Below are 22,742 nucleotides of genomic sequence, written 5' to 3'. Positions count from 1 at the left end.
CCGGCTGGTAGCATGGGTGGCGGTGCATCCAAAGGCCGTTTCGCGCGGCGGCCCGCTCTCCGTGGATCGTCAAGCTCGGCTGTGGATTTTCGAGGTCGTCCCCGCCTAGCTGGCGCGGGCGCCACGGCGACGAAGGTCCTCGAGGCAGCGTGCCGCGGTTTGCCCATCCCACAGATCGGGCCGGCGTCCGGCCGGCGGATCGGCGAGCGCGCCGTGCAGCGCGGGCAGCAAGGTCTCGACGTCGACCAGGCGATTCGTGCCCTCGGTCACGGTGATCGGTCGCTCTGTGTTCTCGCGCAGGGTGAGGCAAGGCACGCCGAGATAGGTCGTCTCTTCCTGCACGCCGCCGCTGTCGGTGACGAGCGCGGCCGCGGCCGTGACGAGGCTCATGAAGCGGATATAGGGGAGCGGCTCGGTCAGCCGGACGCCGGACGATTCCAGCCGGGCACGAAGGCCCGCTGCCTCCAGCCGCGCGGCGGTGCGCGGATGGACAGGGAAGATAACCGGCCGGAACGCCCGCACCTCCTCCAGCGCCTCGACCAGCCGCCGCAGCTGTTCGGGGTCATCGACATTGGATGGCCGATGGAGGGTCACGGCGACATAGCCGGGCGCGAGGCCGAGCTCGCCCGGCACATCGGCACGTTCGATCTCACCCCTCGCCATTTCGAGGCTGTCGATCATGATGTTGCCGACGCGCGAGATCCGTTGAGGATCGACACCTTCAGCCACGAGATTGGCATCGGCATCCGGCGAGGGCGTCCAGAGCACATCGGCGATCGCGTCGGTCGCGAGGCGGTTGATCTCCTCCGGCATCCGCCGGTCGCGGCTCCGCAGGCCGGCTTCGAGATGGACGACGCGCACGCCCGCCTTCGCGCCGACCAGCGCCGCGGCGACCGTCGCATTGACGTCGCCGACGACGATCAGCCAGTCGGGCCGATCCTCGGCGAGCACGGCTTCATAGGCGATCATCGTCCGGCCGGTCTGCTCGGCATGGCTGCCTGAGCCGACACCGAGATGATGGTCCGGCTCCGGCAATCGCAGATCCGCGAAGATGCGGTCGGACAGGTTGGGATCGTAATGCTGGCCGGTATGGATCAGCACCGGCGCAAAATCCTTCGATCCGGCAAGCGCATGCCAGAGCGGCGCGACTTTCATGAAATTGGGCCGCGCCGCGGCGATCAGGTGAACGCGCTGGATCATCCGCGCGCGCTAGAGCCTCTCGGCGGTCGAGACAACGTCGCTGGCGCGAAGCGCGGCAAGGATCCGCATGAGATGCTGAAGATCGTGCACCTCGATATCGAACTGGAAGGTATGGAAGCTTCCGTCGCGTGCCGTCTGGTCCATTGAGACGATATTGGCGCCATGGCTGCCGAGCACGCCGGCGATCGCGGCGAGCGCGCCCGGCTGGTTCTTGATGACGATGGCCAGGCGGGCGTTCCCGCCGTCGGTCTCGTCGCCCCAGGCGAGATCGACCCAGTCGGCGTCGATCCCGCTCGCCAGCGCGTCGCAACCGATCGTGTGCACCTCGATCCCCTCGCCCTCGCGCCTCAGGCCCACGATCCGGTCCCCCGGGATCGGGTGGCAGCATTCGGCGAGCTGGAAGGCGACGCCGGGCGTCAGGCCCTTGATCGAGATCGCGGTGCGTTGCGGCGGCGGCTTGGCGCCGGTGCCGGTGGTCGATCCGGGATTGAGCGCCTCCATCACCTGGAGGTCGTCGACCCGCTTGAGCGCAATCGCCTCGAACAGCGCCTCGTCATCAGCGAGGTTCAGCCGCCGCAGCGCCTCCGCGATCGCCTCCCAACCGGGCGCCTCGGGCAGGCGCGCGACGATCTCGTCGAAAATCTTGCGGCCGAGCGCAACGGTCTCCTCGCGCTCCTTCGATTTCACCCAGCGCCTGATCTTCGCGCGCGCCTTTCCGGTGACGACATAGCCGAGCCACGCCGGCTGCGGATGCTGCGCCTTGGAGACGAGGATCTCGACCTGGTCGCCATTGTTGAGCGGGGTCCTGAGCGGCATCACCCGGCCGTTGATCTTCGCGCCGACCGTCTGGTCGCCGAGGTCGGTGTGGACCGCATAGGCGAAATCGACCGGCGTCGCACCCTTGGGAAGCTGGATCAGCTCGCCCTTGGGCGTGAAGGCGAAGATCCGGTCCTGGTACATCGCCATCCGGGTATGTTCGAGCAGCTCTTCCGCGCTCGCCGCATGTTCGAGAATCTCGACCAGATCGCTGATCCAGGGATGATCGGTCGAAACCTCGCTCGCGCCCTCCTTGTAGGCCCAGTGGGCGGCAAAGCCGTTTTCGGCCTGGGCATGCATCTCGTGGGTGCGGATCTGGACCTCGATCCGCATCTGCTCGTCATGGATGACGGTGGTGTGGAGCGAGCGATAGCCGTTGCGCTTCGGCGTCGAGATGAAGTCCTTGAACCGGCCCGGCACCATCGGCCAGCGCTGATGGATGAGGCCGAGCGTCCGGTAACAGTCCTCGACCGATCCGACGATGCAGCGAAACGCCATGACGTCGGACAATTGCTCGAAGCTCACATGGCGCTCGGCCATCTTGCGCCAGATCGAATAGGGGTGCTTCTCGCGCCCGGTGACCTCGGCTTCGACGCCATTGGCCTCGAGATGCGCCTTGAGGCCGCGACCGATGCGCTGGATGAGATCGCCGCCGCCTTCCTTGTTGAGCTGGGCAAGCCGGCGCGTGATCGATTCATAGGCGGCCGGCTCGATCTCGCGAAACGCCAGCGTCTGCATCTCGGTCATGAACTCGTACATGCCGATCCGCTCGGCGAGCGGCGCATAGATATCCATCGTCTCGCGCGCGATCCGCCGACGCTTCTCCTCGTTCTTGATGAAATGGAGCGTGCGCATGTTGTGCAGCCGGTCCGCGAGCTTCACCAGCAGCACCCGGATGTCGTCGGACATGGCGAGCAGGAACTTGCGCAGATTCTCGGCGGCGCGCTGGCTCTCGCTCTGCGCCTCGATCTTGGACAATTTGGTGACGCCGTCGACCAGGCGGGCGACATTCGGCCCGAAATGCTTCTGGATCTCCTCGGGCGTCGCCACCGTATCCTCGATCGTGTCGTGGAGGATCGCGGTGGCGATCGTCTCGTCGTCGAGCCGAAGATCGGTGAGGATGCCGGCCACCTCGATCGGATGGCTGAAATAGGGATCGCCCGATGCGCGGGTCTGCGACCCGTGCGCCTTCATCGAGAAGACATAGGCGCGGTTGATCAACGCCTCGTCGGCGTCCGGGTCATAGCCCTTGACCTTCTCGACCAGTTCATACTGCCTGAGCACAGGTCAAGGATGTGGTGACACCCGCCTCCGATGCAACCGGAATCACGCGGTCGGCCGCGTATTTGCCCGGCGGTGTGCTCAGTCGGCCCGTGCCCGACGGTTGCAGGCGGCCAGCTCCTCGGCCCCGAAGGCGCGATCCTGGGCGCTGAAACTGGCCAGCTGACCGATCTCGCGGACCAGCGCCGCGCAGGCGATCGCCGGCCGGCTCGACGCGCGCTCCGCCGCGCAGCCTTCGGCCCCGCAACGCCACACATTGTCGCGCGTGACAACGACGGAGCGCGCCGGCGCCGCGGTCGGCTCGGCCCGATAATAAGGGGCAGCGCCAGCGGGGACAGCGGCGGTCAGCAGCGAAGCGGCGAAAAGGGTGCGAATCATGGGATGGACCCCTCATTAATTGCGATTCGCAACCTATGTCACTGTCGATTGCGATTTGCAACCTTATTGCCCTTCGCCTATGAACATGACCGAAATCAGCGTAGGATCGGATCAACGTGCTCGACGTCGAACATCATCGGGAGCTGCTGCGGCACTGCTCGATCGCCGCCGCCCTTGAGGCGGTGGGAGAGCGCTGGTCGTTCCTGATCCTGCGCGGGGCCTTCAACGGCCTGCATCATTTCGAGGAATTCCAGTCGACCCTGGGGATCGCCCGCAACATCCTGTCGAACCGCCTGGTTCGCCTGGTGGAAAACGGCATATTGGAGCGGGTGCCGGATCCGACGGACCGGCGCAAAGTCTCCTATCGGCTGACCGAAAAGGGACTGGACCTGCTTCCCGTCCTCCTGTCGCTGCGCCAGTGGGGCGAGCGCTGGGTGTCCGGGCGGCCGAGCAATCCGGTGCTCGTCGACCGCGCCAATCGCCAGCCGATCGCGCCGATCGCGGTGCGCTCCGCAGACGGACGCGTCCTGTCGCGCGCCGACATGGAATGGATCGACCGCGCAGAACTTCGTCCGCCGGCCTAAGGCCGCCGGGTCGCTTCCCGGTCCTTTGGAGCAGCGGGAGGATTGCCCCCGCCACGGCGATCAGCCGTCGTAGTCGGCGCCGCTGTTCGTGTTGCGTTGGGGCGCGGCGGCGGTGAGGCGCAGCGCTTCCGCCGATGCCGACAGCGAGCCGACCTCGTCAGCCACATCGTCATCGTCGATCTGAACGCGCTGAAGGCCGCCGATCAGCGCCTCTTCGAGATCCGCCGGGCGGATCGTCTGCTCGGCGATCTCGCGCAGCGCGACGACCGGATTCTTGTCGCGGTCGCGATCGATCGTGAGCTCGGCGCCGCCCGACACCTGCCGGGCGCGCTGCGCCGACAGCAGCACCAGATCGAAACGGTTGGGAATCTTGTCGACGCAATCTTCGACGGTCACGCGCGCCATGAGGCAGCTCCAGCTTTGAATCTTCGCCCTGCGGGAAAGGGCGCGCGACTAGCAGCGCCCCTCTCGCGAGTCAATGTAAGGACGGGTCGCCCGCCTTTCTAGACCCGCATCGGCATCAGCACGTAAAGCGCCGGCGCCTTGTCGTTCTCGCGAAGCAGCGTCGGGGCCGCGGCATCGGCCAGATGGACCTCCACGCTGTCGCCCTCGATCTGGTTGAGGATGTCGAGCAGGTAACGGGCGTTGAACCCGATTTCGAACGAATCGGCGGCATAATCGCCGGAAATCTCCTCGGCCGCGGTGCCGTTTTCGGGCGAGGTGACCGACAGCGTGATCTTGTCCCGGTCGAGCGCCATCTTGACGGCGCGGGTGCGCTCGCTCGCGATGGTCGAGACGCGATCGACCCCCTCCTCGAACGCGCGCGGATCGAGCTTCAGCAGCTTGTCGTTCGCGGTCGGGATCACCCGGCTATAGTCCGGGAAGGTCCCGTCGATCAGCTTGGAGGTCAGCACCGCGCTGCCGAGATCGAAGCGAACCTTGGTGTCGGACAGCGACACCTGGACGGTGCCGTCGACCTCGTCGAGGAGCTTGCGCAGTTCGCCGACGCATTTGCGCGGGATGATGACGCCGGGCATCCCCTGTGCACCATCGGGCCGCGGCACCGTCACGCGCGCGAGCCGGTGGCCGTCCGTCGCCGCCGCCTTCAGCACCGGCTGCGCCTCGTCGGACACGTGAATGTAGATGCCGTTGAGATAATAGCGCGTCTCTTCGGTCGAGATCGCGAAGCGGGTCTTGTCGATGATCTGCTTGAGCGTCGCGGCCGGCAATTCGAAACGGGTCGGCAGCTCGCCTTCCGCGATCACCGGGAAATCGTCGCGCGGAAGCGTGGCGAGGGTGAAACGGGCGCGGCCGGCATTGACCTGCATCCGGTTCTCCGCGGCGATCAATTCGACCTGGCTGCCCTCGGGGAGCTTGCGGACGATATCGAAGAGCGTGTGGGCTGAGACGGTGGTCGCGCCCGGATCGGCGACATTGGCCTCCACCCGCTCGTTGATCTGGAGATCAAGATCGGTCGCCATCAGCCGGATTCCGCCATCCTCGTCCGCCTCGATGAGCACGTTCGACAGGATCGGGATGGTGTTGCGGCGCTCGACCACGGAGTGGACGTGGCCGAGACCCTTGAGGAGGGTCGCCCGCTCGATCGTCGCTCTCATCTTCTACCCCTGTATTCCCGCATGTCCGGTTGGACGAACGGTTATAGCGGCTCGGATCGCGCCCGCCAGTGGGGGGCGACAAGAAAATGGGCCGAAGCACGCGGCCCCGGCCCGATTTTCAGGTCGGAAACGGTCCGATCAGAAGCGATAGCTGAGCCCGAGAATCCCCTGGTTGCGCGACACACCGTCCTCGTAGTTGGAATAGCGATATTCCGCGCGGACCGAGACGTTGCGGCCGACCATCCATTCGATGCCCGCGCCGGCGCGGATGCCATCCAGATTCACGCCTGCGCCAGGCGCGCTGAGCCGCGCATTCGTGTAGCCGAGCTTGGCATAGAGCAGGCCGCGGCCGCCGACGACGGCACCGATGCGGCCGCCCGCGTAGAGATCGCGCCCGGCCTCCACGGGGCCGCGATCGGTGCTCGATTCGGCCGCTTCGGCCTCGAGCCCGAGCACGGCGCCGCCGAGCCGGAAATCATAGCCGCCCTGGACGCCATAGGCGATGCCGTCGGAGGTGACACCGGCGCCATGAAGCGAATCATAACCGGCGACGACGCCGATATGGCCGCCATCGAACGGCTGGCGCGATTCCTCGGCGAAGGCCGGGGTGGCGGCAAAAGCGACGAGCGCGGCGGCGGCGTAAATCATACGCATGGAAAGTCTCCTGCCTGTGGGCCCCGGATCGGGGCGCTGGTGATCGATCGTTGCAACACGGCGCGTCGCCGCGCCTGTGTTGCGGCCCTAAAACAGCTTCGGGCCGCCCGGTTCGAGCCTCGTGAGACGAATCCGGCGACCCGCTCGACGCTGCGACGAAAATGACATTCCGGCGGACGAGCGATGGCGCGCGCCCATGAAAAAGGCCGGGGCGGACATGCCGCCCCGGCCTCCCCTGGACGTTTGCCGCCGTTTAGAAGCGGACGCCGAAGCCGCCCAGCACCTGATTGCGGCTCACGCCATCCTCGTAATTGGAATAGCGATATTCCGCGTTGACGAAGGCATTGCGGCCGATCGCATACTGGATTCCGGCGCCGACGCGCACGCCATCCAGGTTGCGGCCGTCGTGGAAATTGGCCGCGCCGGTTCCGCCGTCATTGTAATCGAGCGTGATCCGCCCGTTGGTATAGCCGGCGAGGCCGTAGATCATCGCATTGCGGCTCAGCACCGCGCCGACACGGCCGCCGACATAGAGGTCGCGACCCGCATTCGCGCAGAGCCGGTCTCCAGCGACGGTGAACCCGCTGATGCACTCGTCGGTGGTCGAATCGGTGATCTCGCCATCGATGCCGAGCACGGCCCGACCGGCGCGGACATCATAGCCAACGCGCGCGCCGTAGAGCACGCCATCGCTGTTTTCGCCCTCGACATGGGCACGGTCATAGCCGACGATGCCTTCCACCCGCGGTCCGGAAAAGGTGGACCCGTCCTGGGCGTAAGCGGGCGCGGCCACTGCGCCGGCGAGAAGGATGGCGACGAGATACTTGGACATAAATACTCCATTGACTTCATTCATGGACCCCCTGCTTACGGGCCCCTCGGGACTGCTCCCGAGCGCGCGGACCTGCCTTCGGTTGCCTGAACCGGCGCTAAACAGGACGGGCCGTGGCGGGCCTGCCGCGAGGCGAACGGCTCGTTTCGCCGCAATTTTGTTCCTTTTCCCGCTGTTTTCCGGCTTTTTTTCGGGACCTGTTGTAGCGCAGCAACACAGTCTCGGCACGTTCGGCACCTGGGGCGCCTTTGCGAGCGTCCGGCGCTGCTATGCCATCGCTGCGCCCTACCAGGCGACGGCGTCGGCCGCGGGCGCGCGCCCGTTCGCGTCGATCGGCCACTGGCCCGGACTCCACATCGCGGGCCAGGTCCAGATCCGGCTCAGCCGCCCGGCGCGCGCCGGCTCCGCCGTCCTGCTCAGGATCGACGGCCGCGTCTTCCAGCTCGCCGCCCGCGGCGCGGACGCGTGGGCGGCGGACACGGCGGCCGACGCCCAGATCGCCGACGCGATGCGGACCGGCATCGAGATGAGCGTCGAAACCCGCGCCGAAGGCGGCCGCACGGTGCGCGATTTCTATCACCTGCGCGGCGCCGCGACCGCCATGGATGCCGCGGCCATCGCCTGCCGCGCGCGCTGAGAGTGGAAAAGACGGGCGCGATCGCCTACATGCGCGCGATGCAGAACAGCGCGACCGCCCCGATGCCCATCCCAGGGCATGTCGATCCCGTGCCCGTGCCCCGCGCGCGGACGGCGCGCGCGGACGGCCGCATCGATCTTGTCGGCCTGTCGAAGGCGGAGATTCGCGAAGCGCTTGAGGCCGCCGGGCTCGATGCACGGCAGGCGAAGCTTCGCGCCAAGCAGATCTGGCACTGGATCTACAATCGCGGCGCCACCGACTTCGCGGCGATGACCGACATCGCCAAGGCGCAGCACCCCTGGCTCGCCGAGCGCTTCGTCGTCGGCCGGCCCGACGTGGTGGTCGAGCAGGTGTCGACCGACGGCACCCGCAAATGGCTGCTGAAGACGCCGGACGGCCACGACTATGAGATGGTGTTCATTCCGGACGCCGATCGAGGGACGTTGTGCGTGTCGAGCCAGGTCGGCTGCACGCTGAACTGCCGCTTCTGCCACACCGGCACGATGCGCCTGGTCCGCAATCTCGAACCGGCCGAGATCGTCGGCCAGGTGATGCTGGCGCGCGACAGCCTCGGCGAATGGCCTTCGCAGCCGGACGGGCGGATGCTCTCCAACATCGTGATGATGGGGATGGGCGAGCCGCTCTACAATTTCGACAATGTCCGCGATGCGCTCAAGATCGTGATGGACGGCGACGGGCTTGGCCTGTCGCGGCGGCGGATCACCCTTTCGACCTCGGGCGTCGTGCCGATGATGGCGCGGGCCGGGGAGGAGATCGGCGTCAACCTCGCCGTCTCGCTCCATGCGGTGACCAAGGAAGTGCGCGACGAGATCGTCCCGCTGAACCGCAAATATGGCATCGACGAGCTGCTCGCCGCCTGCGCCGCCTATCCGGGCGCCAATAATGCCCGGCGCATCACCTTCGAATATGTGATGCTGAAGGACAAGAACGACAGCGACGAGGATGCGCGCGAACTGGTCCGCCTGATCCGCAAGTACAAGCTGCCCGCAAAGGTGAACCTGATCCCGTTCAACCCCTGGCCCGGCGCGCCTTACGAATGTTCGGACGAGGTGCGGGTGCGGCGCTTTTCCGAAATCGTGTTCGAGGCGGGCATCTCGGCCCCGGTGCGCCGTCCGCGCGGCCGCGACATCATGGCCGCCTGCGGCCAGCTCAAGTCGGCGGCCGAGAAGAAGAGCCGCGCCGAGCTCGACCGGATCGCCGAGGAGAAACAGGCGGCGCTCGCCGACTGACCGCCCGCGGTTGCGCCCGTGGGGGACTCGGCTATTGTCGCGCGCATGTGGCTCCTCGACAAAGGCTTGAAGCGCCTCGTTACGCGCGGCGAACTCACCATCATCGATGAAAAGGGCAAGAGCTGGCGCTATGGCGCGCCCGAGCCCGATCTCAATCCGGTGACCGTCCGCTTCACCGACGGCAAGGTCGCGAACGAGATCGCGCGCGATCCCGGCCTCGGCGCCGCCGAGACCTATATGGACGGCCGCCTGATCCTCGAGCAGGGCGACATCCTCGATCTCGTCCTCGTCATCCGCCGCAACGGTCGCTGGGAGGACAAGGGGCCGGGCAAGACCGGCTTCCTGAAGAAGGGCAGCGCGATCAAAAGCCGGCTCGACCGGATCAACTGGCATCGCCGTTCGAAGCAGAATGTCGCGCACCATTATGACATCGGCAACGCGCTCTATGAGCTCTTCCTCGATGCCGACATGCAATATAGCTGCGCCTATTACACCGATCCGGCTAACAGCCTGGAGCAGGCGCAGCTCGACAAGAAGGCGCATATCGCCGCCAAGCTCGACCTGAAACCGGGTCAGCGGGTGCTGGACATCGGCTGCGGCTGGGGCGGGATGGCGCTCTACCTGAACCGGGTCGCCGGCGTCGAAGTGCTCGGCGTCACCCTGTCCGAGGAGCAGATCAGGACCGCCAAGGCCCGGGCGGAGGCCACCGGGGTCGCGGACAAGGTCAAGTTCGAGCTGATCGATTATCGCGACGTCACCGGCACGTTCGACCGCATCGTTTCGGTCGGCATGTTCGAACATGTCGGCCCGCCCTTCTACCGCGCCTTCTTCCGCAAGTGCCGCGAGCTTCTGGCCGAGGACGGGGTCATCCTGCTGCACACGATCGGGCGCATGGGCAAGCCCGGCACGACCGACCGCTTCACGCAGAAATATATCTTCCCGGGCGGCTATATCCCGGCGCTGTCCGAGGTGCTCGGCGCGAGCGAGCAGGAGCGGCTGATCCTCTCCGACTGCGAAACGCTGCGGCTCCATTATTACTACACGATCCGCGAGTGGTATGAGCGCACCAAGGCGCGCCACAACGAGGTGGTCGCCGCCTTCGACGAACGGCTCTACCGGCTCTGGCTGTTCTACCTCGCCGGTGCGATGACGATGTTCAGCGAAGCCAGCATGGTGAACTATCAGTTCCAGTATATCCGCAACCGGCGGGCGTTGCCGATCACCCGCGACTATATGTTCGAGGCGGAGGCGCGGCTGCGATCGCTTGAGGAGGCGCCGGCGGCGCCCAGGATCGCGGCCGAATAGCCTGAACGCTTTTTAAGTTGAAAGCCGCCGCGGAGTCGGCGAGTCCGGCGATGGCTTTCGCGGCTGGCCGCGGACGGCGAGGTTGCACAGGGGAGACCGACCTTTGGGGGACGCCGCGCCGCGTCCGTTCTGGACGAATCCGGCCATCCTGGCCGCACTCGTGATCGCGAGCGCGGTGCCGCTGCTGTGGCCCGACATTCCCCCGCTCGTCGATCTCCCCGGCCATATGGGCCGCTACCGCGTCCAGCTCGATATCGATCAGGTCCCCGTCCTGCGGCATTATTATGATTTCAGCTGGTCGCTGATCGGCAATCTCGGCGTCGACCTGCTGATCGTCCCCTTCGCCAAGCTGTTCGGGCTGGAGCTCGGCGTGAAGCTGATCGTGATCGCGATCCCGGCGATGACGACCGCCGGATTTTTGTGGGTGGCGCATGAGGTCCACGGCCGGGTGCCGCCGACCGCGCTCTTCGCCCTCCCCTTCGCCTACAATTTCCCCCTCATCTTCGGCTTCGTCAATTTCGCCTTGTCGATGGCCTTCGCCTTCCTCGCCTTCGCGCTGTGGCTGAGGCTCGGGCGGCTCGGCCGGCTGAAGCTGCGCGCGGCGCTGTTCGTCCCGATCTCCATCGCGATCTGGGTCGCGCACACCTACGGCTGGGGGACGCTCGGCGTGCTCGCCTTCTCGGCGGAGCTGGTGCGGCAGCACGACCGGGGCCGGACCTTCCTCCACGCCGGCCTTCATGCCGCCATTCAGTGCCTGTCGTTGTCAGTGCCCTTCCTGCTCATGCTGCTGTGGCGCAACGGCGCGGTGAGCGGATCGACCGGGGACTGGTTCAACTGGACGGCGAAGTTCCAGTGGCTGGTCATGGCGCTGCGCGATCGCTGGCAATGGTTCGATCTCGCCGCCCTCGCGCTGGTGCTTCTGCTGATCCTCGGGGCGATCGGGAACCGGCAGATCGGATTTTCGCGCAATCTCGCGGCCTCTTCGCTCTTCCTGCTGCTCGTCTTCGTCCTCCTGCCGCGGATCGTGTTCGGCTCGGCCTATGCAGACATGCGGCTCGTCCCTTACATGATGGCGGTCCCGGTGCTCGCCATTCGCGTCCGCCCGGCAATGAGCCTTCGCGCCCAGCGCGCCCTCGCCCTCGCCGGTCTCGCCTTCTTCGTCGCGCGCACCGCCGGCACGACGATCAGCTTCTACCTCTACGACCGCGACTATGATCGCGAGCTCGCCGCGCTCGATCATCTGCCCAGGGGCGCGCGCCTCGTCTCCTTCGTCGGGGTGCCCTGCATCCAGCCGTGGACGATGTCGCGGCGCGAGCACCTGCCCGGCCTCGCCCTGGTCCGGCGCGAAGCCTTTTCGAACGATCAATGGTCGATGGCGGGGGCCCAGCTGCTGATGACCGATTATCCGGCCGGCCACGGCTTCAGCCACGATCCGACCCAGATCGTCACCCTCAACCCCTGCCGCGGCGAGATCTGGCGGACCGTCAGCGAAGCGCTGTCCGAATTTCCGCGCGATGCGTTCGATTATGTCTGGATGATCCAGCCCCCGCCTTATGATCCGCGTCTCGCCGAGGGCCTCCGGCCCATCTGGCGCAGCGGATCGAGCGTCCTCTATAGGGTCGTCGATCGCTCGCCGCCCCTGGCGGGCCCGAAGGACCGTGGATGACGCGCCCAACGCTCTCGATCGTCGTGCCCTGCTACAACGAGGAAGCCTGCCTCGAGCAGCTTCACGCGCGGCTGTCCGCCGCCGCCGGCGCGGTCGCGCCCGGGGCCTATGAGATCATCCTCGTCAATGACGGCTCGCGCGACCGGACCTGGACGATCATGCAGGCGCTCGCGGCGGCCGATCCGCGGCTCGTCGCGATCAACCTCTCGCGCAATCACGGCCATCAGCTCGCGCTCACCGCCGGGCTCGATCTGTGCGCCGGCGAGCGCATCCTCATCATCGACGCGGATCTTCAGGACCCGCCGGAACTGCTCCCCGACATGATGGCCGAGATGGACCGGCAGCAGGCCGATGTCGTCTATGCCGTCCGCCGCGCCCGCGCCGGGGAGACCGCGTTCAAGCTCGGTTCGGCCAAGCTCTTCTACCGCGTCCTCTCCCGGCTCGCGGAAATCGAGATCCCCGTCGATACCGGCGATTTCCGGCTGATGAGCCGGCGCGCGCTCGATGCGCTGCTCGCCCTGCCGGAGCAGGCACGCTTCATCCGCGGCATGGTCGCCTGGATCGGCTTCCGGCAGGTGCCGATCGTCTACGACCGCGCCGAGCGACTGGCAGGCGAGACCAAATATCCGCTCGCCAAGATGATCCGCTTCGCACTCGACGCCGTGACCGGATTCTCGACGGCGCCGCTGCGGTTCGCGAGCCATATCGGCCTGTGGCTGGTCGCCGCCTCGGCGCTGCTCCTCGCCTATATCGCGATCGGCTTTTTCACCGGGACCGCGATCCAGGGCTGGACCTCGCTGATGCTCGTCGTCGTCATCCTCGGCGCGGTGCAGATGTTCGTGCTCGGCATGATCGGCGAGTATCTGGGGCGGCTCTACATGGAATCGAAGCGGCGGCCGCTCTACATCGTTGCCGAGATCGCTGGCCGGGCCGAAGGCGCCGCCCGGCTGGGCCACGTCGCTCAGGGCGCCGAGACGATCGCCGCGAGCGAGACCCCGGGCGGCAAGGGCAATCGCCCGAGGAAATAGCGTTCAAGGCCGAACACCCGCTCGAACAGCGCATTGACCGGCGCCGGCGGCAGCCTGTCGTCGCTGTCCTCCTTGCCGGTGAGGCGCCCCGCGATTCGCGCCCCTGCGGCGAGCGGGAAAAGGAGGCTGTTGAACCAGCCCATCATCTCGATCTTCAACCCGGCCGATTCGACCGCCGCGCGCAGCGTCCGCCGGGTGTAGCGGCGCTGGTGATGGTTCACGACGTCGTGGGCGCTCCACATCCAAGGATGGGCGGGCACGGTGATCAGGATATGGCCGCCGGGGCGCAGCTTCGTCGCCATCGCCGCGAGCGCCGCGCGATCGCCCTCGACATGTTCGAGCACGTCGAGGATCGCGACCAGATCATAGGCGCGCTCGGGGACGCCCGTGAGCCGCGGCAGCGGCGCCTTCATCACCGGGCGGCCGAGCCGGCGGGCCGCGACCTCGCGCGCCGCATCGTCGATCTCGATCGCGTCGACCGTGCCGAACCGGCCCAGCATCTCGAGATTGTGGCCGGTGCCGCAGCCGATTTCGAGGATCTTCGCATCCTGCGGCAATTCGATCCGGCGCCGGATGAGATCGGCGAGGATTTCGCGCCTGGCGCGATACCACCAGTGGCGCTCGTCCAGTTCGGCCATCCGATCGTAGACGATCCGTTCCATCAGGCGAACACCCACCAGCGATTGAGCGAGAAGGTGAGCAGCGGCGTCACGAAGACGATCGGGATCAGCGACCACCAGACCGGCCCGCCAAGCTCCTTGACCAGCAGCCAGATGAAGAACTGGCTGGTGAGGAAGCCGAGCGTGTTCACCATGAAGAAGCGGGCGGTGCGCTGCGCGGCCTTGTCGCGCGCGCCGTGGCCGCGGAAGCTGAACCGGCTGTGCAGGACATAGCCGAGGCCGGTGAAGACGAGGAAGTTGAGCGTGAAGGCGATCATCGGTTCGACGTGAAGCACCGTGGCGACGATCCAGTAGCCGCCGGCGACCAGCAAGGTGAGCAGCACGCCGGCGAGCCCGAAGCGCACCAGTTGCAGCGCCATTTCACCATAACGTGTCGGAAAGTTCATCGGTCCGTCGCTTGCCCTTTGCCAACGAGCGACTAATGCCCTCGCGAGGCATTGAAAAGCGAAGAAGGCGGCGATGGCGCAGGGACCGGACACAGTCAGGGATCTTGTCGAGCGCCGCTGGCGCCTGATCGTGCTGATCGTCTGGATCGCAGCCTGCGCCTATCTGCTGTTCGACCGCTGGGGCGCGATCCGCAGCTTCGCGCTTGGCGACACCGACGACAATATGCGGATCATGCAGGTCCGCGCCCTCTTGAACGGCCAGGGCTGGTACGATCTTCGCCAATATCGGATGGACCCGCCTTACGGCGCGGACATCCACTGGTCGCGGCTCGTCGACCTGCCGATCGCCGGACTGAAGCTCCTGTTCGCCCCGCTCCTCGGCGGCCGCAATGCCGAACAGGTCGCGGTCGCGGTCGCGCCGATGCTGCCGATGCTGGTCGTGATGGCAGCGCTCGCGGCGGCGACGCGGCGGCTGATCGCGCCTTACGCCTATCCGATCGCGGTCGCTCTCGTGCTGTGCTCGCCGACCGCGCTCAGCATGTGGACGCCGCTCAGGATCGATCATCACGGCTGGCAGCTTGCGACCCTCGCGCTCACCGTCGCCGGGCTCGCCGACGACAAGGCGGCACGGGGCGGCCTGATCGCCGGGATCGCGGCGGCGCTGTCGCTGGTGATCGGGCTCGAAATGCTCCCCTATCTCGCGGTCGCCGGCGCCGCGATCGCGCTGCGCTGGGTATGGGCGCGCGAGGAAGCGCCGCGCCTTGCGGCCTATGGCGCCAGCCTCGCCGGCGGCTGCGCGATCGGCTATCTCCTCTTCACCTCCTATTCCAACACGCGGCCGATGTGCGACGCGCTCTCGCCGGTCTGGCTTTCGGCCATGCTGGTCGCCGGCGCCGCTGCGGTCGCGCTGGCCGCGATCGGGCCGCGCGCGCGCGCCGCGCGCTTCGGCCTCGCGGCGGTCGCCGGCGCGCTGATCGCCGCCGCCTTCGCGCTGACCTGGCCCGATTGCCTCGGCCGCCTCGAACATTCGACGCCGCTGCTCGATCGCCTGTGGCTGAGCAAGGTGCGCGAGGCGATGCCGGTCTATCGCCACGGCGTGCGCACCGCCGTGCTCATCCTCTCGCTCCCGGCCTTCGGGGTCATCGGCTACGGGCTGATGCTGTGGACGAACCGGCGGGATGCGCCCCGCCTGATCGCCTGGGCCTCGATCGCAGCGGTCGCGATGACCGCGCTCGCGCTCCTGTTCTGGCAGACGCGCGCCGGGCCGGCCGCCCAGGTGCTCGCCATTCCCGGCGCGGCGGGACTCGCCTGGGCGCTGCTCGGCTGGCTGCTGCGGCGCAACTGGATGCTCGCCCGCGTGATCGGCGTCGCCGCCGCCTTCCTGCTCGTCTCCGGCCTCGCCACGGCCTATCTGACGACGCTCTTTCCCGACAAGCCCGACGCCTATCGCCGCTCGGTCAATCTCGCCAACGGCCAGTGCCCGACGCTGGCCGCGCTTCGGCCGGTGGCGATGCAGCCGCCGGGCCTCGTGCTGACCTTCGTCGATCTCGGCCCGCGGCTCATCACCGTCACGCCGCACGATGCCATTGCGGGCCCCTACCACCGCAATGCCCGCCAGATCATCGACGTCATGCTCGCCTGGCGCGGCAGCGCCGACCACGCCCGCGAGACGATCGCGCGCTATCACGTCGATTACGTGCTCATCTGCCCGAACATGTCCGAATCCACCATCTACCGGGCGGAGGCGCCGGGCGGTTTCTATGCCCAGCTCGCCAGCGGCAAGGTGCCGGCTTGGCTCGCGCCGGTCGCGCTCCCGGCCGGATCGCCCTACCGGATGTGGCGCGTGGTCAGCTGAAGGTGCGGTGGAGGCCGTCCAGCACGAACTGGACGGCGAGCGCGGCGAGCAGGACGCCGAGGACGCGGGTGATCATCGCCTCGGTCTTCCGGCCGAGCAGCTTCATCAGCGGCGCCGCCGCAAGCAATGCGAAGAGCGTCAGCACCATCGTCGCCGCGAGCGCGGCGAGCACGACCAGAGTTTCGGCCAGGCCCTCGGAGCGGGCCGTCAGCAGCATCACCGAGGCGATCGATCCGGGGCCGGCGATCATCGGGATCGCCATCGGAAAGACGGAGATGTCCTCGACCTCGCTGGCGCGCACCTCCTCGGCCCGGTGCTCGCGACGCTCGGTGCGCTTTTCGAACACCATGTCGACCGCGATCAGGAACAGCATGATCCCGCCCGCGATGCGGAAGGCGGAGAGCGAGATTCCGAGCGCACGCAGCAGATCCTCGCCGAGCAGGGCGAAGAAGAGCAGGATCGCGCTCGCGACCAGCACGGCGCGGATCGCCATCGTGCGACGATGGGCGCCGGTCGCGCCGCGGGTGAGGCCGGCGAAGATCGGCGCGCAGCCCGGCGGGTCGATGACCAGCAGGAAGGTGACGAAGGCCGAGGCGAAGAGCGCGCTCACAGGCCCGCCGGCGGCACAAGGCCCGCGCGGATATGCGCGGCGACGAGGGTATTGCGCAGCAGCACCGCGATCGTCATCGGCCCGACGCCGCCCGGCACCGGCGTAATCGCGCCCGCCACCTCGACGGCCGAGGCGAAGTCCACATCGCCGACGAGCCTGGTCTTGCCCTCGCCGGCGTCGATCCGGTTGATGCCGACGTCGATCACGGTCGCGCCGGGCTTCAGCCAGTCGCCCTTGACCATTTCGGGCCGGCCCGCCGCCGCCACGACGATATCGGCGCGGCGCACCAGCGACGGCAGGTCCCGGGTGCGGCTATGGGCGACCGTGACGGTGCAGCTTTCGTTGAGCAGCAGCCGGGCCATCGGCTTGCCGACGATGTTCGATCGCCCGATGACCACCGCGTCGAGCCCGGCAAGCTCGCCGAGCCGGCCCTTGAGCAGCATCAGGCAGCCGAGCGGCGTGCAGGGGACGAAGCCAGGAAGGCCGGTGGCGAGCCGTCCCGCATTCGCGATGTGGAAGCCGTCGACATCCTTCGCAGGATCGATGGCGTCGATCACCGCGCCCTCGTCGATCTGCGGCGGCAGGGGCAGCTGGACGAGGATGCCGTCCACCGCATCGTCCGCATTGAGCCGCGCGACGAGATCGATCAGCTCGGCCTGGGATGTCTCGACCGGCAGGCGATGCTCGAAGCTCGCCATGCCCGCCGCGATCGTCGCCTTGCCCTTGGAGCGCACATAGACCTGGCTCGCCGGATCCTCGCCGACAAGAACGACCGCGAGGCCCGGCGGCCGGCCAGCCGCTTCAACGAAGGTGGGCACCGCGGCCGCCACGCGCTCGCGAAGGCCCGCCGCGAAGGCCTTGCCGTCGATGATCGCCCCGCTCACGGTCCTGCCCTCAATAACCGGACAGGATGAGATCGCGCGCGACCCCGCCAAGCAGCGTCTGCAGCATGAAGATGATCAGGATCACGACCATGGGCGAGAAATCGAGGCCGCCGAAATCGGGCAGGATCCGGCGGATCGGTCGGTAGATCGGCGCGGTGATGCGATCCAGCGCGTTGAGGAAGGCGCGGACGAAATCGTTGTGCGTGTTGATGACGTTGAATGCCACCAGCCAGGACAGGATCGCCTGCGCCACGATGATATAGATGGCGACCGTCAGCAGCAGATTGACGATCTGGATCAGCGCAAGCAGCATCTGGGTCTCCGGAAGGAAGCTCGCCGCCGATGTAGCGACGCCGCGGCGCAGCGGCAATGGCGCCGCCGGGACCGGCTAGGGCGCGAAGCGTGGCGGCTCCGCTTCGGCGAGCAGGATCGAGAACCACTGCTTCGGATCCGTCCATTCGCGGATCACCCCCCAGCCGGCGGCGCGGAGCAGGAGGCGGCTGTCGCGATGGCCGTATTTGTGGCTGTTCTCGGTGTGGATCGTCTCGCCCGCCCGCATGGCGAACGTGGTGCCGGAGACTGAAAACACGACGTCGCGCGTCGCTTCCAGATGCATCTCGATCCGGCTGAGGTCGTCGTTCCAGATCGCCCGGTGGCGGAAGGCATCGACGGGAATGTCGGCGTCGAGCTCGGCATTGATCCGGTGGAGCAGGTTGAGGTTGAACGCCGCCGTGACGCCGGCGGCGTCGTCATAAGCCGCGCGAAGCACCTCGACGTCCTTGATCCGGTCCATCCCGATCAGCAGCCGCGATCCCTCGCCGAGCGTGTCCTTCATCGCGCGCAGCAGATCGACGGCGGTGCGCGCCACCATGTTGCCGATCGTCGATCCCGGAAAGAAACCGAGCCGTGGGAGCCCGGCGATCGAACCCGGAAGCGCGATCGGATCCATGAAATTGGCCTCGACCGGCAGGACCGGGAGATCGGGAAATTCCGCCCGCAGCGACTCTGCGGATTCGCGAAGGAAATCGCCGCTGATGTCGATCGGCACATAGGCCCGGGGCCGCACCGCGCGAAGCAGGATCGGCGTCTTGGCGGATGAACCCGATCCGAACTCGACGATCGCCGCGTCGGAGGCCGCGAGCGCCGCCATTTCCGCGCTGTTGGCCTCCAGCAAGGCGGTTTCCGTCCGCGTCGGATAATATTCCGGGAGGCGCGTGATCTCTTCGAACAATTGCGATCCGCGATGATCGTAGAGCCAGCGCGCCGGCACCGCCCGGATCGGCGCGGCGAGGCCGGCGAGCACATCGGCCCGGAAGGCGGGATCGGCGGCGAGAGCCACCCGGGGCGCATCCATCAAGCGTCCTTCGCAAGTCTCAGCCCGGAAAACATCCAGCGCTGATGGGGATAGAAGAAATTGCGGTAGGTGGCGCGCAGATGGCCGCGCGGCGTGGCGCAGCAGCCGCCGCGAAGCACCATCTGCCCGCTCATGAACTTGCCGTTATATTCGCCGACCGTCCCCTCCGCCGGGGTGAAGCCGGGATAGGGAAGGAAGGCGCTTTGCGTCCATTCCCACACATTGCCGACGAGGTCGTGCAGGCCCGGCCCGTCCGGCGCGGGGCGCGGCGCGACCGGGCCGGCGCTATCGAGCTGATGCCCCGATGCCGGATCGCAGCGCGCGCCATGATGCTCCCATTCGGCCTCGGTCGGCAGCCGCGCGCCGGCCCAGCGCGCATAAGCGTCGGCCTCGTAATAGCTGATGTGGCAGACCGGCGCGGCCGGATCGATCGGCCGCACGCCGTCAAGGCCGAAGCGCGACCAGCCGCCGTCCTCGGCGATCCAGTAGAGCGGCGCGCCGATCGTTTCCCGCGCCGCCCACGCCCAGCCGTCGGACAACCAGAGCAGCGGATCGCCATAGCCCCCGTCGGCGATGAACGCGATCCAATCGGCATTGGTCACCGGCCGATCGGCAAGGGCGAAGCGGCCGACATAGGTCTTGTGGCGCGGCGTCTCGCTGTCGAAGGCGAAGTCGGCGCCCGCATGACCGATCTCGACGAGCCCCGGTTCGTCGATCGTCCAGCGCGGACCGTCCGGCACGCGCACGGGCCGCGACGCCTCGGCCTCCCAGATCGCCGGCCGCAGCGGATTTTCGAAGAAGGCCGCCTTCATGTCCATGAGCATCAGCTCCTGGTGCTGCTGCTCGTGGTGGAGGCCGAGCTCGAGCAGGCCGAGCGCCGGCGGCGCAAGCGTGTCGATCGCACCGAGAACGGCGTCGTCGACCGCGCGTCTCCAGCCGAGCACCTCGTCCAGCGATGGACGGCTCAACATGCCACGGCGCGCGCGGTCATGGCGCTCGCCTTCGCCCTCATAATAGGAATTGAAAAGATAGGCCCAGCGTTCGTCGTGAGGCCGGTAGCCGGCGACGAAATCGCGCAGCACGAAGGTCTCGAAAAACCAGGTCGTGTGGGCGAGATGCCATTTGGCGGGCGACGCGTCCGGCATCGGCTGAAGCGTGGCATCGGCATCCGAGAGAGGCGCGGCGAGCGCCCGGCTCAACCCGCGGACCGCCTCGAACCGTTCGGTCAGGTCCAGCGCCCGTTCGCGCCGCGCGACTGTCGCCATCTTTCGGTCTCCCGCTGCGGAGTCCCTAGCATTTGCCGAACAAATGTGGAACGAAAATTCGCCCTAACGGGTCGCGCCCGGCTGCCACAGGATGTCGCCCGCATCCCGTGCGATCCAACGCGCGGCGACGAACAAATGGTCCGACAGGCGATTGAGATAGACGAGGGCGAGCGGGTTCAGCGCCACCTCGCGTGCCGCCGCGACCGCGGTCCGCTCGGCCCGCCGCACGACGGCGCGGGCGAAATGGAGCTCGGCCGCTCCGTTCGCGCCGCCGGGCAGGATGAAGCTGCGGAGCGGCTCGATATCCCCGTTCATCCGGTCGATCTCGCGCTCCAGCCGCTCGATCTGCGGCGCCACGATGCGCAGCTTCATCTCATCCGGCTCGAACGTCTCGCCGGGGGTGGCGAGATCGGCGCCGAGATCGAACAATTCGTTCTGGATTCGCGAAAGCATCGCCTTCGCCTCGGGATCGGCGAGCGCGGCGACGGCAAGCCCGATCGCGCAATTCGCCTCGTCGACATCGCCGATCGCGGCCATGCGCGGATCGTCCTTGGCGACGCGTGAGCCGTCGACGAGCCCGGTCTGCCCGGCATCGCCGGTGCGCGTGTAGATCTTGTTGAGCCTGACCACGCCCCGGCGCCCGGCGGCCCTAGTGGTTGCCGCTGCCGGCGACGAGCAGCAGGATCACCGCGAACAGGATCGCGACGGCCTGGAACATCACGCGCTTGCGCATCAGCTCCTGCGATCGCTGGCCGGTCAGGTCCTTGCCCTGGGCCATGCCGATCACGCCCTTGACAAGGACATAGAGGGTCGCGCCCGCGAAGGCGATGATGAGGATGACGAGAAGCGGAGTCATGCCGCCTATCTAGGCGTCCCCGAGCGAATATCCAGTCGGAAGTTCGCCGCGTCTCAGGGATGCGACCAGTTCGGCCGGATCGGTGCCGCCCGTGCGCAGATCGGCGATGGCCGGCGCGCCGTGCCGCTTGGCGAGCCGTCGACCCTGGGCATCGGTCAGCAGGGCGTGGTGGTGATAGACCGGCACCGGCAGTCCGAGCAGCGCCTGGAGCAGGCGATGGACGTGGGTCGCGGCGAAGAGATCGCGGCCGCGCACGATATCGGTGACGCCCTGCGCGGCATCGTCGACGGTGACGGCAAGATGATAGCTGGCCGGCGCATCCTTGCGGGCGAGGACGACGTCGCCGAACGCCGCCGGCTGCGCGATCACCTCGACGCCATTGTCGATCCACGCGAGCGGCGTCGCGACGCGTCCAAGCGCCGCCGCCATGTCGAGCCGCCAGGCATGGGGCAGCGAGAGATCGGGACTGGCGAGGCCGCGGCACGTCCCCGGATAGACCGCGCCGCCGGGGCCGTGCGGCGCGCTCGCGCTCGCGGCGATGTCGGCGCGGGTGCAGAAGCAGGGATAGACGAGGCCCGCCGCCCTCAGCCGTTCCAGCGCGTCGGCATAAAGCGGCAGCCGCTCCGACTGGTAGGTGACCTCGCCGTCCCATTCGAGGCCGAGCCAGATGAGATCGCCGAAGATCGTATCGACATGTTCGGCGCGCGCGCGTCCCGGATCGATATCCTCGATCCGCAGCAGGAAGGCGCCGTCCCGCGCCCGTGCGAAGTCGTGCGCCAGCAGCGCCGAATAAGCGTGGCCGAGATGCAACCGTCCGGTCGGGCTCGGCGCGAAACGGGTTACCGGCTGCATGTGAAGTCTTGACCGCGAGTCACAAGCTATGGTGTCATCATGGCGTCACGACGACAAGACATGGGCGTGGCGGACAGGAGAAGACGGGCGATCCGCTTTCTTCCTCGTTCTGGGTGCGACAGGCATGGGGACGGCGTTTCGGGATTGCTCCGCGAAACGGGAGTCGATTGACCTTGTATCACCCCGATCTGCTTCGCCACCCGGAAAGCTGCCCCGCGCTCGTGCTGAACGCGGATTATACGCCGCTCAGCTATTATCCGCTCAGCCTCTGGCCCTGGCAGACCGCGGTCAAGGCCGTGTTCCTCGAGCGGGTGGACATCGTCGCCCAATATCAGCGCAAGGTTCACAGCCCCAATTTCGAGATGAGCCTGCCAAGCGTCATCGCGCTGCGGCAATATGTGCGGCCGTCCGAATATCCCGCCTTCACCCGGTTCAACCTCTTCCTTCGCGACCGCTTCGCCTGCCAATATTGCGGCGACACGAAGGAGCTCACATTCGATCATGTCGTCCCGCGCGCCCAGGGCGGGCGGACGACCTGGGAGAACGTCACCACCGCCTGCGCGCCCTGCAACCTCAGGAAAGGCGGCCGGACGCCGGCCCAGGCGCACATGCACATCCACCGCCAGCCCTATCGGCCGACCAGCTGGCAGCTGCAGGACCATGGCCGGTCCTTCCCGCCCGGCTATCTCCACGAAAGCTGGCGCGACTATCTTTACTGGGACATCGAGCTGGAGGCCTAGACCCCAGGCCCCC

Annotated in this window: 25 protein-coding genes; 8 read left to right on the top strand and 17 right to left on the bottom strand. The window is 67.5% G+C overall.

Going from position 1 to position 22,742, the window contains the following annotated elements; all coding sequences use genetic code 11:
• Positions 1 to 105 precede the first annotated feature (105 nt).
• The 3 genes from wecB to FRZ32_RS06715 all read right to left on the bottom strand — a co-directional run bounded on the left by wecB (position 106) and on the right by FRZ32_RS06715 (position 3,675).
• Positions 106 to 1,200, bottom strand: coding sequence for a non-hydrolyzing UDP-N-acetylglucosamine 2-epimerase (wecB, locus tag FRZ32_RS06725; RefSeq protein ID WP_147042788.1), 1,095 nt, complete (start codon positions 1,198 to 1,200; stop codon positions 106 to 108).
• 9 nt (positions 1,201 to 1,209) lie between these two features.
• Positions 1,210 to 3,300 (bottom strand): RelA/SpoT family protein, encoded by a 2,091-nt coding sequence (locus tag FRZ32_RS06720; RefSeq protein ID WP_147042787.1) that lies wholly within the window; start codon positions 3,298 to 3,300, stop codon positions 1,210 to 1,212.
• Between the two features lie 78 nt (positions 3,301 to 3,378).
• Positions 3,379 to 3,675 (bottom strand): CC_3452 family protein, encoded by a 297-nt coding sequence (locus FRZ32_RS06715; protein ID WP_147042786.1) that lies wholly within the window; start codon positions 3,673 to 3,675, stop codon positions 3,379 to 3,381.
• Positions 3,676 to 3,791: 116 nt separating this feature from the next.
• Here FRZ32_RS06715 and FRZ32_RS06710 point away from each other — a divergent pair, with 116 nt between their 5' ends.
• Entirely contained in the window at positions 3,792 to 4,259 is a 468-nt protein-coding gene (locus FRZ32_RS06710) for a winged helix-turn-helix transcriptional regulator (protein WP_243445213.1), read from the top strand.
• 60 nt (positions 4,260 to 4,319) lie between these two features.
• Here FRZ32_RS06710 and rpoZ read toward each other — a convergent pair whose 3' ends face one another.
• The 4 genes from rpoZ to FRZ32_RS06690 all read right to left on the bottom strand — a co-directional run bounded on the left by rpoZ (position 4,320) and on the right by FRZ32_RS06690 (position 7,361).
• Complete coding sequence (gene rpoZ, locus FRZ32_RS06705; protein ID WP_147042785.1) at positions 4,320 to 4,664, bottom strand: DNA-directed RNA polymerase subunit omega; 345 nt, start codon at positions 4,662 to 4,664, stop codon at positions 4,320 to 4,322.
• Between the two features lie 98 nt (positions 4,665 to 4,762).
• Positions 4,763 to 5,875, bottom strand: coding sequence for a DNA polymerase III subunit beta (gene dnaN / locus FRZ32_RS06700; RefSeq protein WP_147042784.1), 1,113 nt, complete (start codon positions 5,873 to 5,875; stop codon positions 4,763 to 4,765).
• A gap of 138 nt (positions 5,876 to 6,013) precedes the next feature.
• Entirely contained in the window at positions 6,014 to 6,529 is a 516-nt protein-coding gene (locus tag FRZ32_RS06695; protein WP_147042783.1) for an outer membrane protein, read from the bottom strand.
• 253 nt (positions 6,530 to 6,782) lie between these two features.
• Positions 6,783 to 7,361 carry an outer membrane protein gene (locus FRZ32_RS06690; protein ID WP_147042782.1) on the bottom strand — a complete coding sequence of 193 codons (579 nt, stop codon included), beginning with the start codon at positions 7,359 to 7,361 and terminating at the stop codon, positions 6,783 to 6,785.
• Between the two features lie 157 nt (positions 7,362 to 7,518).
• Between FRZ32_RS06690 and FRZ32_RS06685 the strand changes: the two genes are divergently transcribed.
• From FRZ32_RS06685 to FRZ32_RS06665, 5 genes are all read left to right on the top strand, one after another.
• A complete protein-coding gene (locus tag FRZ32_RS06685; protein WP_243445212.1) occupies positions 7,519 to 7,998 on the top strand; it encodes a hypothetical protein in 480 nt (159 codons plus the stop codon).
• Between the two features lie 62 nt (positions 7,999 to 8,060).
• A complete protein-coding gene (gene rlmN, locus FRZ32_RS06680; protein ID WP_147044368.1) occupies positions 8,061 to 9,248 on the top strand; it encodes a dual-specificity RNA methyltransferase RlmN in 1,188 nt (395 codons plus the stop codon).
• Positions 9,249 to 9,293: 45 nt separating this feature from the next.
• A complete protein-coding gene (locus tag FRZ32_RS06675; RefSeq protein ID WP_147042781.1) occupies positions 9,294 to 10,553 on the top strand; it encodes an SAM-dependent methyltransferase in 1,260 nt (419 codons plus the stop codon).
• A gap of 103 nt (positions 10,554 to 10,656) precedes the next feature.
• Complete coding sequence (locus tag FRZ32_RS06670; protein WP_147042780.1) at positions 10,657 to 12,219, top strand: hypothetical protein; 1,563 nt, start codon at positions 10,657 to 10,659, stop codon at positions 12,217 to 12,219.
• On the top strand, positions 12,216 to 13,247 hold the full coding sequence (locus tag FRZ32_RS06665) for a glycosyltransferase family 2 protein (RefSeq protein WP_147042779.1): 1,032 nt from the start codon (positions 12,216 to 12,218) through the stop codon (positions 13,245 to 13,247). Before FRZ32_RS06670 ends, FRZ32_RS06665 begins: the two co-directional genes overlap by 4 nt.
• Here FRZ32_RS06665 and FRZ32_RS06660 read toward each other — a convergent pair.
• Both FRZ32_RS06660 and FRZ32_RS06655 read right to left on the bottom strand, forming a co-directional pair.
• Entirely contained in the window at positions 13,181 to 13,909 is a 729-nt protein-coding gene (locus tag FRZ32_RS06660) for a class I SAM-dependent methyltransferase (protein ID WP_147042778.1), read from the bottom strand. The two genes, FRZ32_RS06665 and FRZ32_RS06660, sit on opposite strands and share 67 nt — an antisense overlap.
• Positions 13,909 to 14,313, bottom strand: a complete 405-nt coding sequence (locus FRZ32_RS06655) for a GtrA family protein (protein WP_147042777.1) — start codon at positions 14,311 to 14,313, stop codon at positions 13,909 to 13,911. Before FRZ32_RS06655 ends, FRZ32_RS06660 begins: the two co-directional genes overlap by 1 nt.
• A gap of 73 nt (positions 14,314 to 14,386) precedes the next feature.
• On the opposite strand from FRZ32_RS06655, the gene FRZ32_RS06650 reads away from it, so the two are divergent.
• Positions 14,387 to 16,168: an AcrB/AcrD/AcrF family protein gene (locus FRZ32_RS06650; protein WP_147042776.1), complete on the top strand. Its 1,782-nt coding sequence runs from the start codon at positions 14,387 to 14,389 to the stop codon at positions 16,166 to 16,168.
• Here the strand turns inward: FRZ32_RS06650 and FRZ32_RS06645 are convergent.
• From FRZ32_RS06645 to gluQRS, 8 genes are all read right to left on the bottom strand, one after another.
• On the bottom strand, positions 16,161 to 16,778 hold the full coding sequence (locus FRZ32_RS06645) for a MarC family protein (RefSeq protein ID WP_147042775.1): 618 nt from the start codon (positions 16,776 to 16,778) through the stop codon (positions 16,161 to 16,163). The two genes, FRZ32_RS06650 and FRZ32_RS06645, sit on opposite strands and share 8 nt — an antisense overlap.
• Positions 16,775 to 17,662, bottom strand: coding sequence for a bifunctional methylenetetrahydrofolate dehydrogenase/methenyltetrahydrofolate cyclohydrolase FolD (gene folD / locus FRZ32_RS06640; protein WP_424141285.1), 888 nt, complete (start codon positions 17,660 to 17,662; stop codon positions 16,775 to 16,777). The genes FRZ32_RS06645 and folD overlap by 4 nt, the downstream gene beginning before the upstream one ends.
• A gap of 10 nt (positions 17,663 to 17,672) precedes the next feature.
• Positions 17,673 to 17,975, bottom strand: coding sequence for a YggT family protein (locus tag FRZ32_RS06635; RefSeq protein ID WP_147044366.1), 303 nt, complete (start codon positions 17,973 to 17,975; stop codon positions 17,673 to 17,675).
• A gap of 75 nt (positions 17,976 to 18,050) precedes the next feature.
• Positions 18,051 to 19,016 (bottom strand): L-histidine N(alpha)-methyltransferase, encoded by a 966-nt coding sequence (gene egtD / locus FRZ32_RS06630; RefSeq protein WP_147042774.1) that lies wholly within the window; start codon positions 19,014 to 19,016, stop codon positions 18,051 to 18,053.
• On the bottom strand, positions 19,016 to 20,281 hold the full coding sequence (egtB, locus tag FRZ32_RS06625) for an ergothioneine biosynthesis protein EgtB (RefSeq protein WP_147042773.1): 1,266 nt from the start codon (positions 20,279 to 20,281) through the stop codon (positions 19,016 to 19,018). Before egtB ends, egtD begins: the two co-directional genes overlap by 1 nt.
• A 63-nt stretch (positions 20,282 to 20,344) precedes the next feature.
• Positions 20,345 to 20,911: a cob(I)yrinic acid a,c-diamide adenosyltransferase gene (locus FRZ32_RS06620; protein WP_147042772.1), complete on the bottom strand. Its 567-nt coding sequence runs from the start codon at positions 20,909 to 20,911 to the stop codon at positions 20,345 to 20,347.
• Between the two features lie 19 nt (positions 20,912 to 20,930).
• Positions 20,931 to 21,137: a twin transmembrane helix small protein gene (locus FRZ32_RS06615; RefSeq protein ID WP_147042771.1), complete on the bottom strand. Its 207-nt coding sequence runs from the start codon at positions 21,135 to 21,137 to the stop codon at positions 20,931 to 20,933.
• A 9-nt stretch (positions 21,138 to 21,146) separates the two neighbouring features.
• Complete coding sequence (gene gluQRS / locus FRZ32_RS06610; protein ID WP_147042770.1) at positions 21,147 to 21,989, bottom strand: tRNA glutamyl-Q(34) synthetase GluQRS; 843 nt, start codon at positions 21,987 to 21,989, stop codon at positions 21,147 to 21,149.
• 173 nt (positions 21,990 to 22,162) lie between these two features.
• Here gluQRS and FRZ32_RS06605 point away from each other — a divergent pair, with 173 nt between their 5' ends.
• On the top strand, positions 22,163 to 22,729 hold the full coding sequence (locus FRZ32_RS06605) for an HNH endonuclease (RefSeq protein WP_147044365.1): 567 nt from the start codon (positions 22,163 to 22,165) through the stop codon (positions 22,727 to 22,729).
• Positions 22,730 to 22,742 lie beyond the last annotated feature (13 nt).

It is taken from the genome of Sphingosinicella ginsenosidimutans (genome assembly GCF_007995055.1).
Taxonomy (GTDB): domain Bacteria; phylum Pseudomonadota; class Alphaproteobacteria; order Sphingomonadales; family Sphingomonadaceae; genus Allosphingosinicella; species Allosphingosinicella ginsenosidimutans.
Note: the sequence above shows the minus strand (reverse complement) of the source record. Positions and strands in the feature narration are given on the sequence as shown.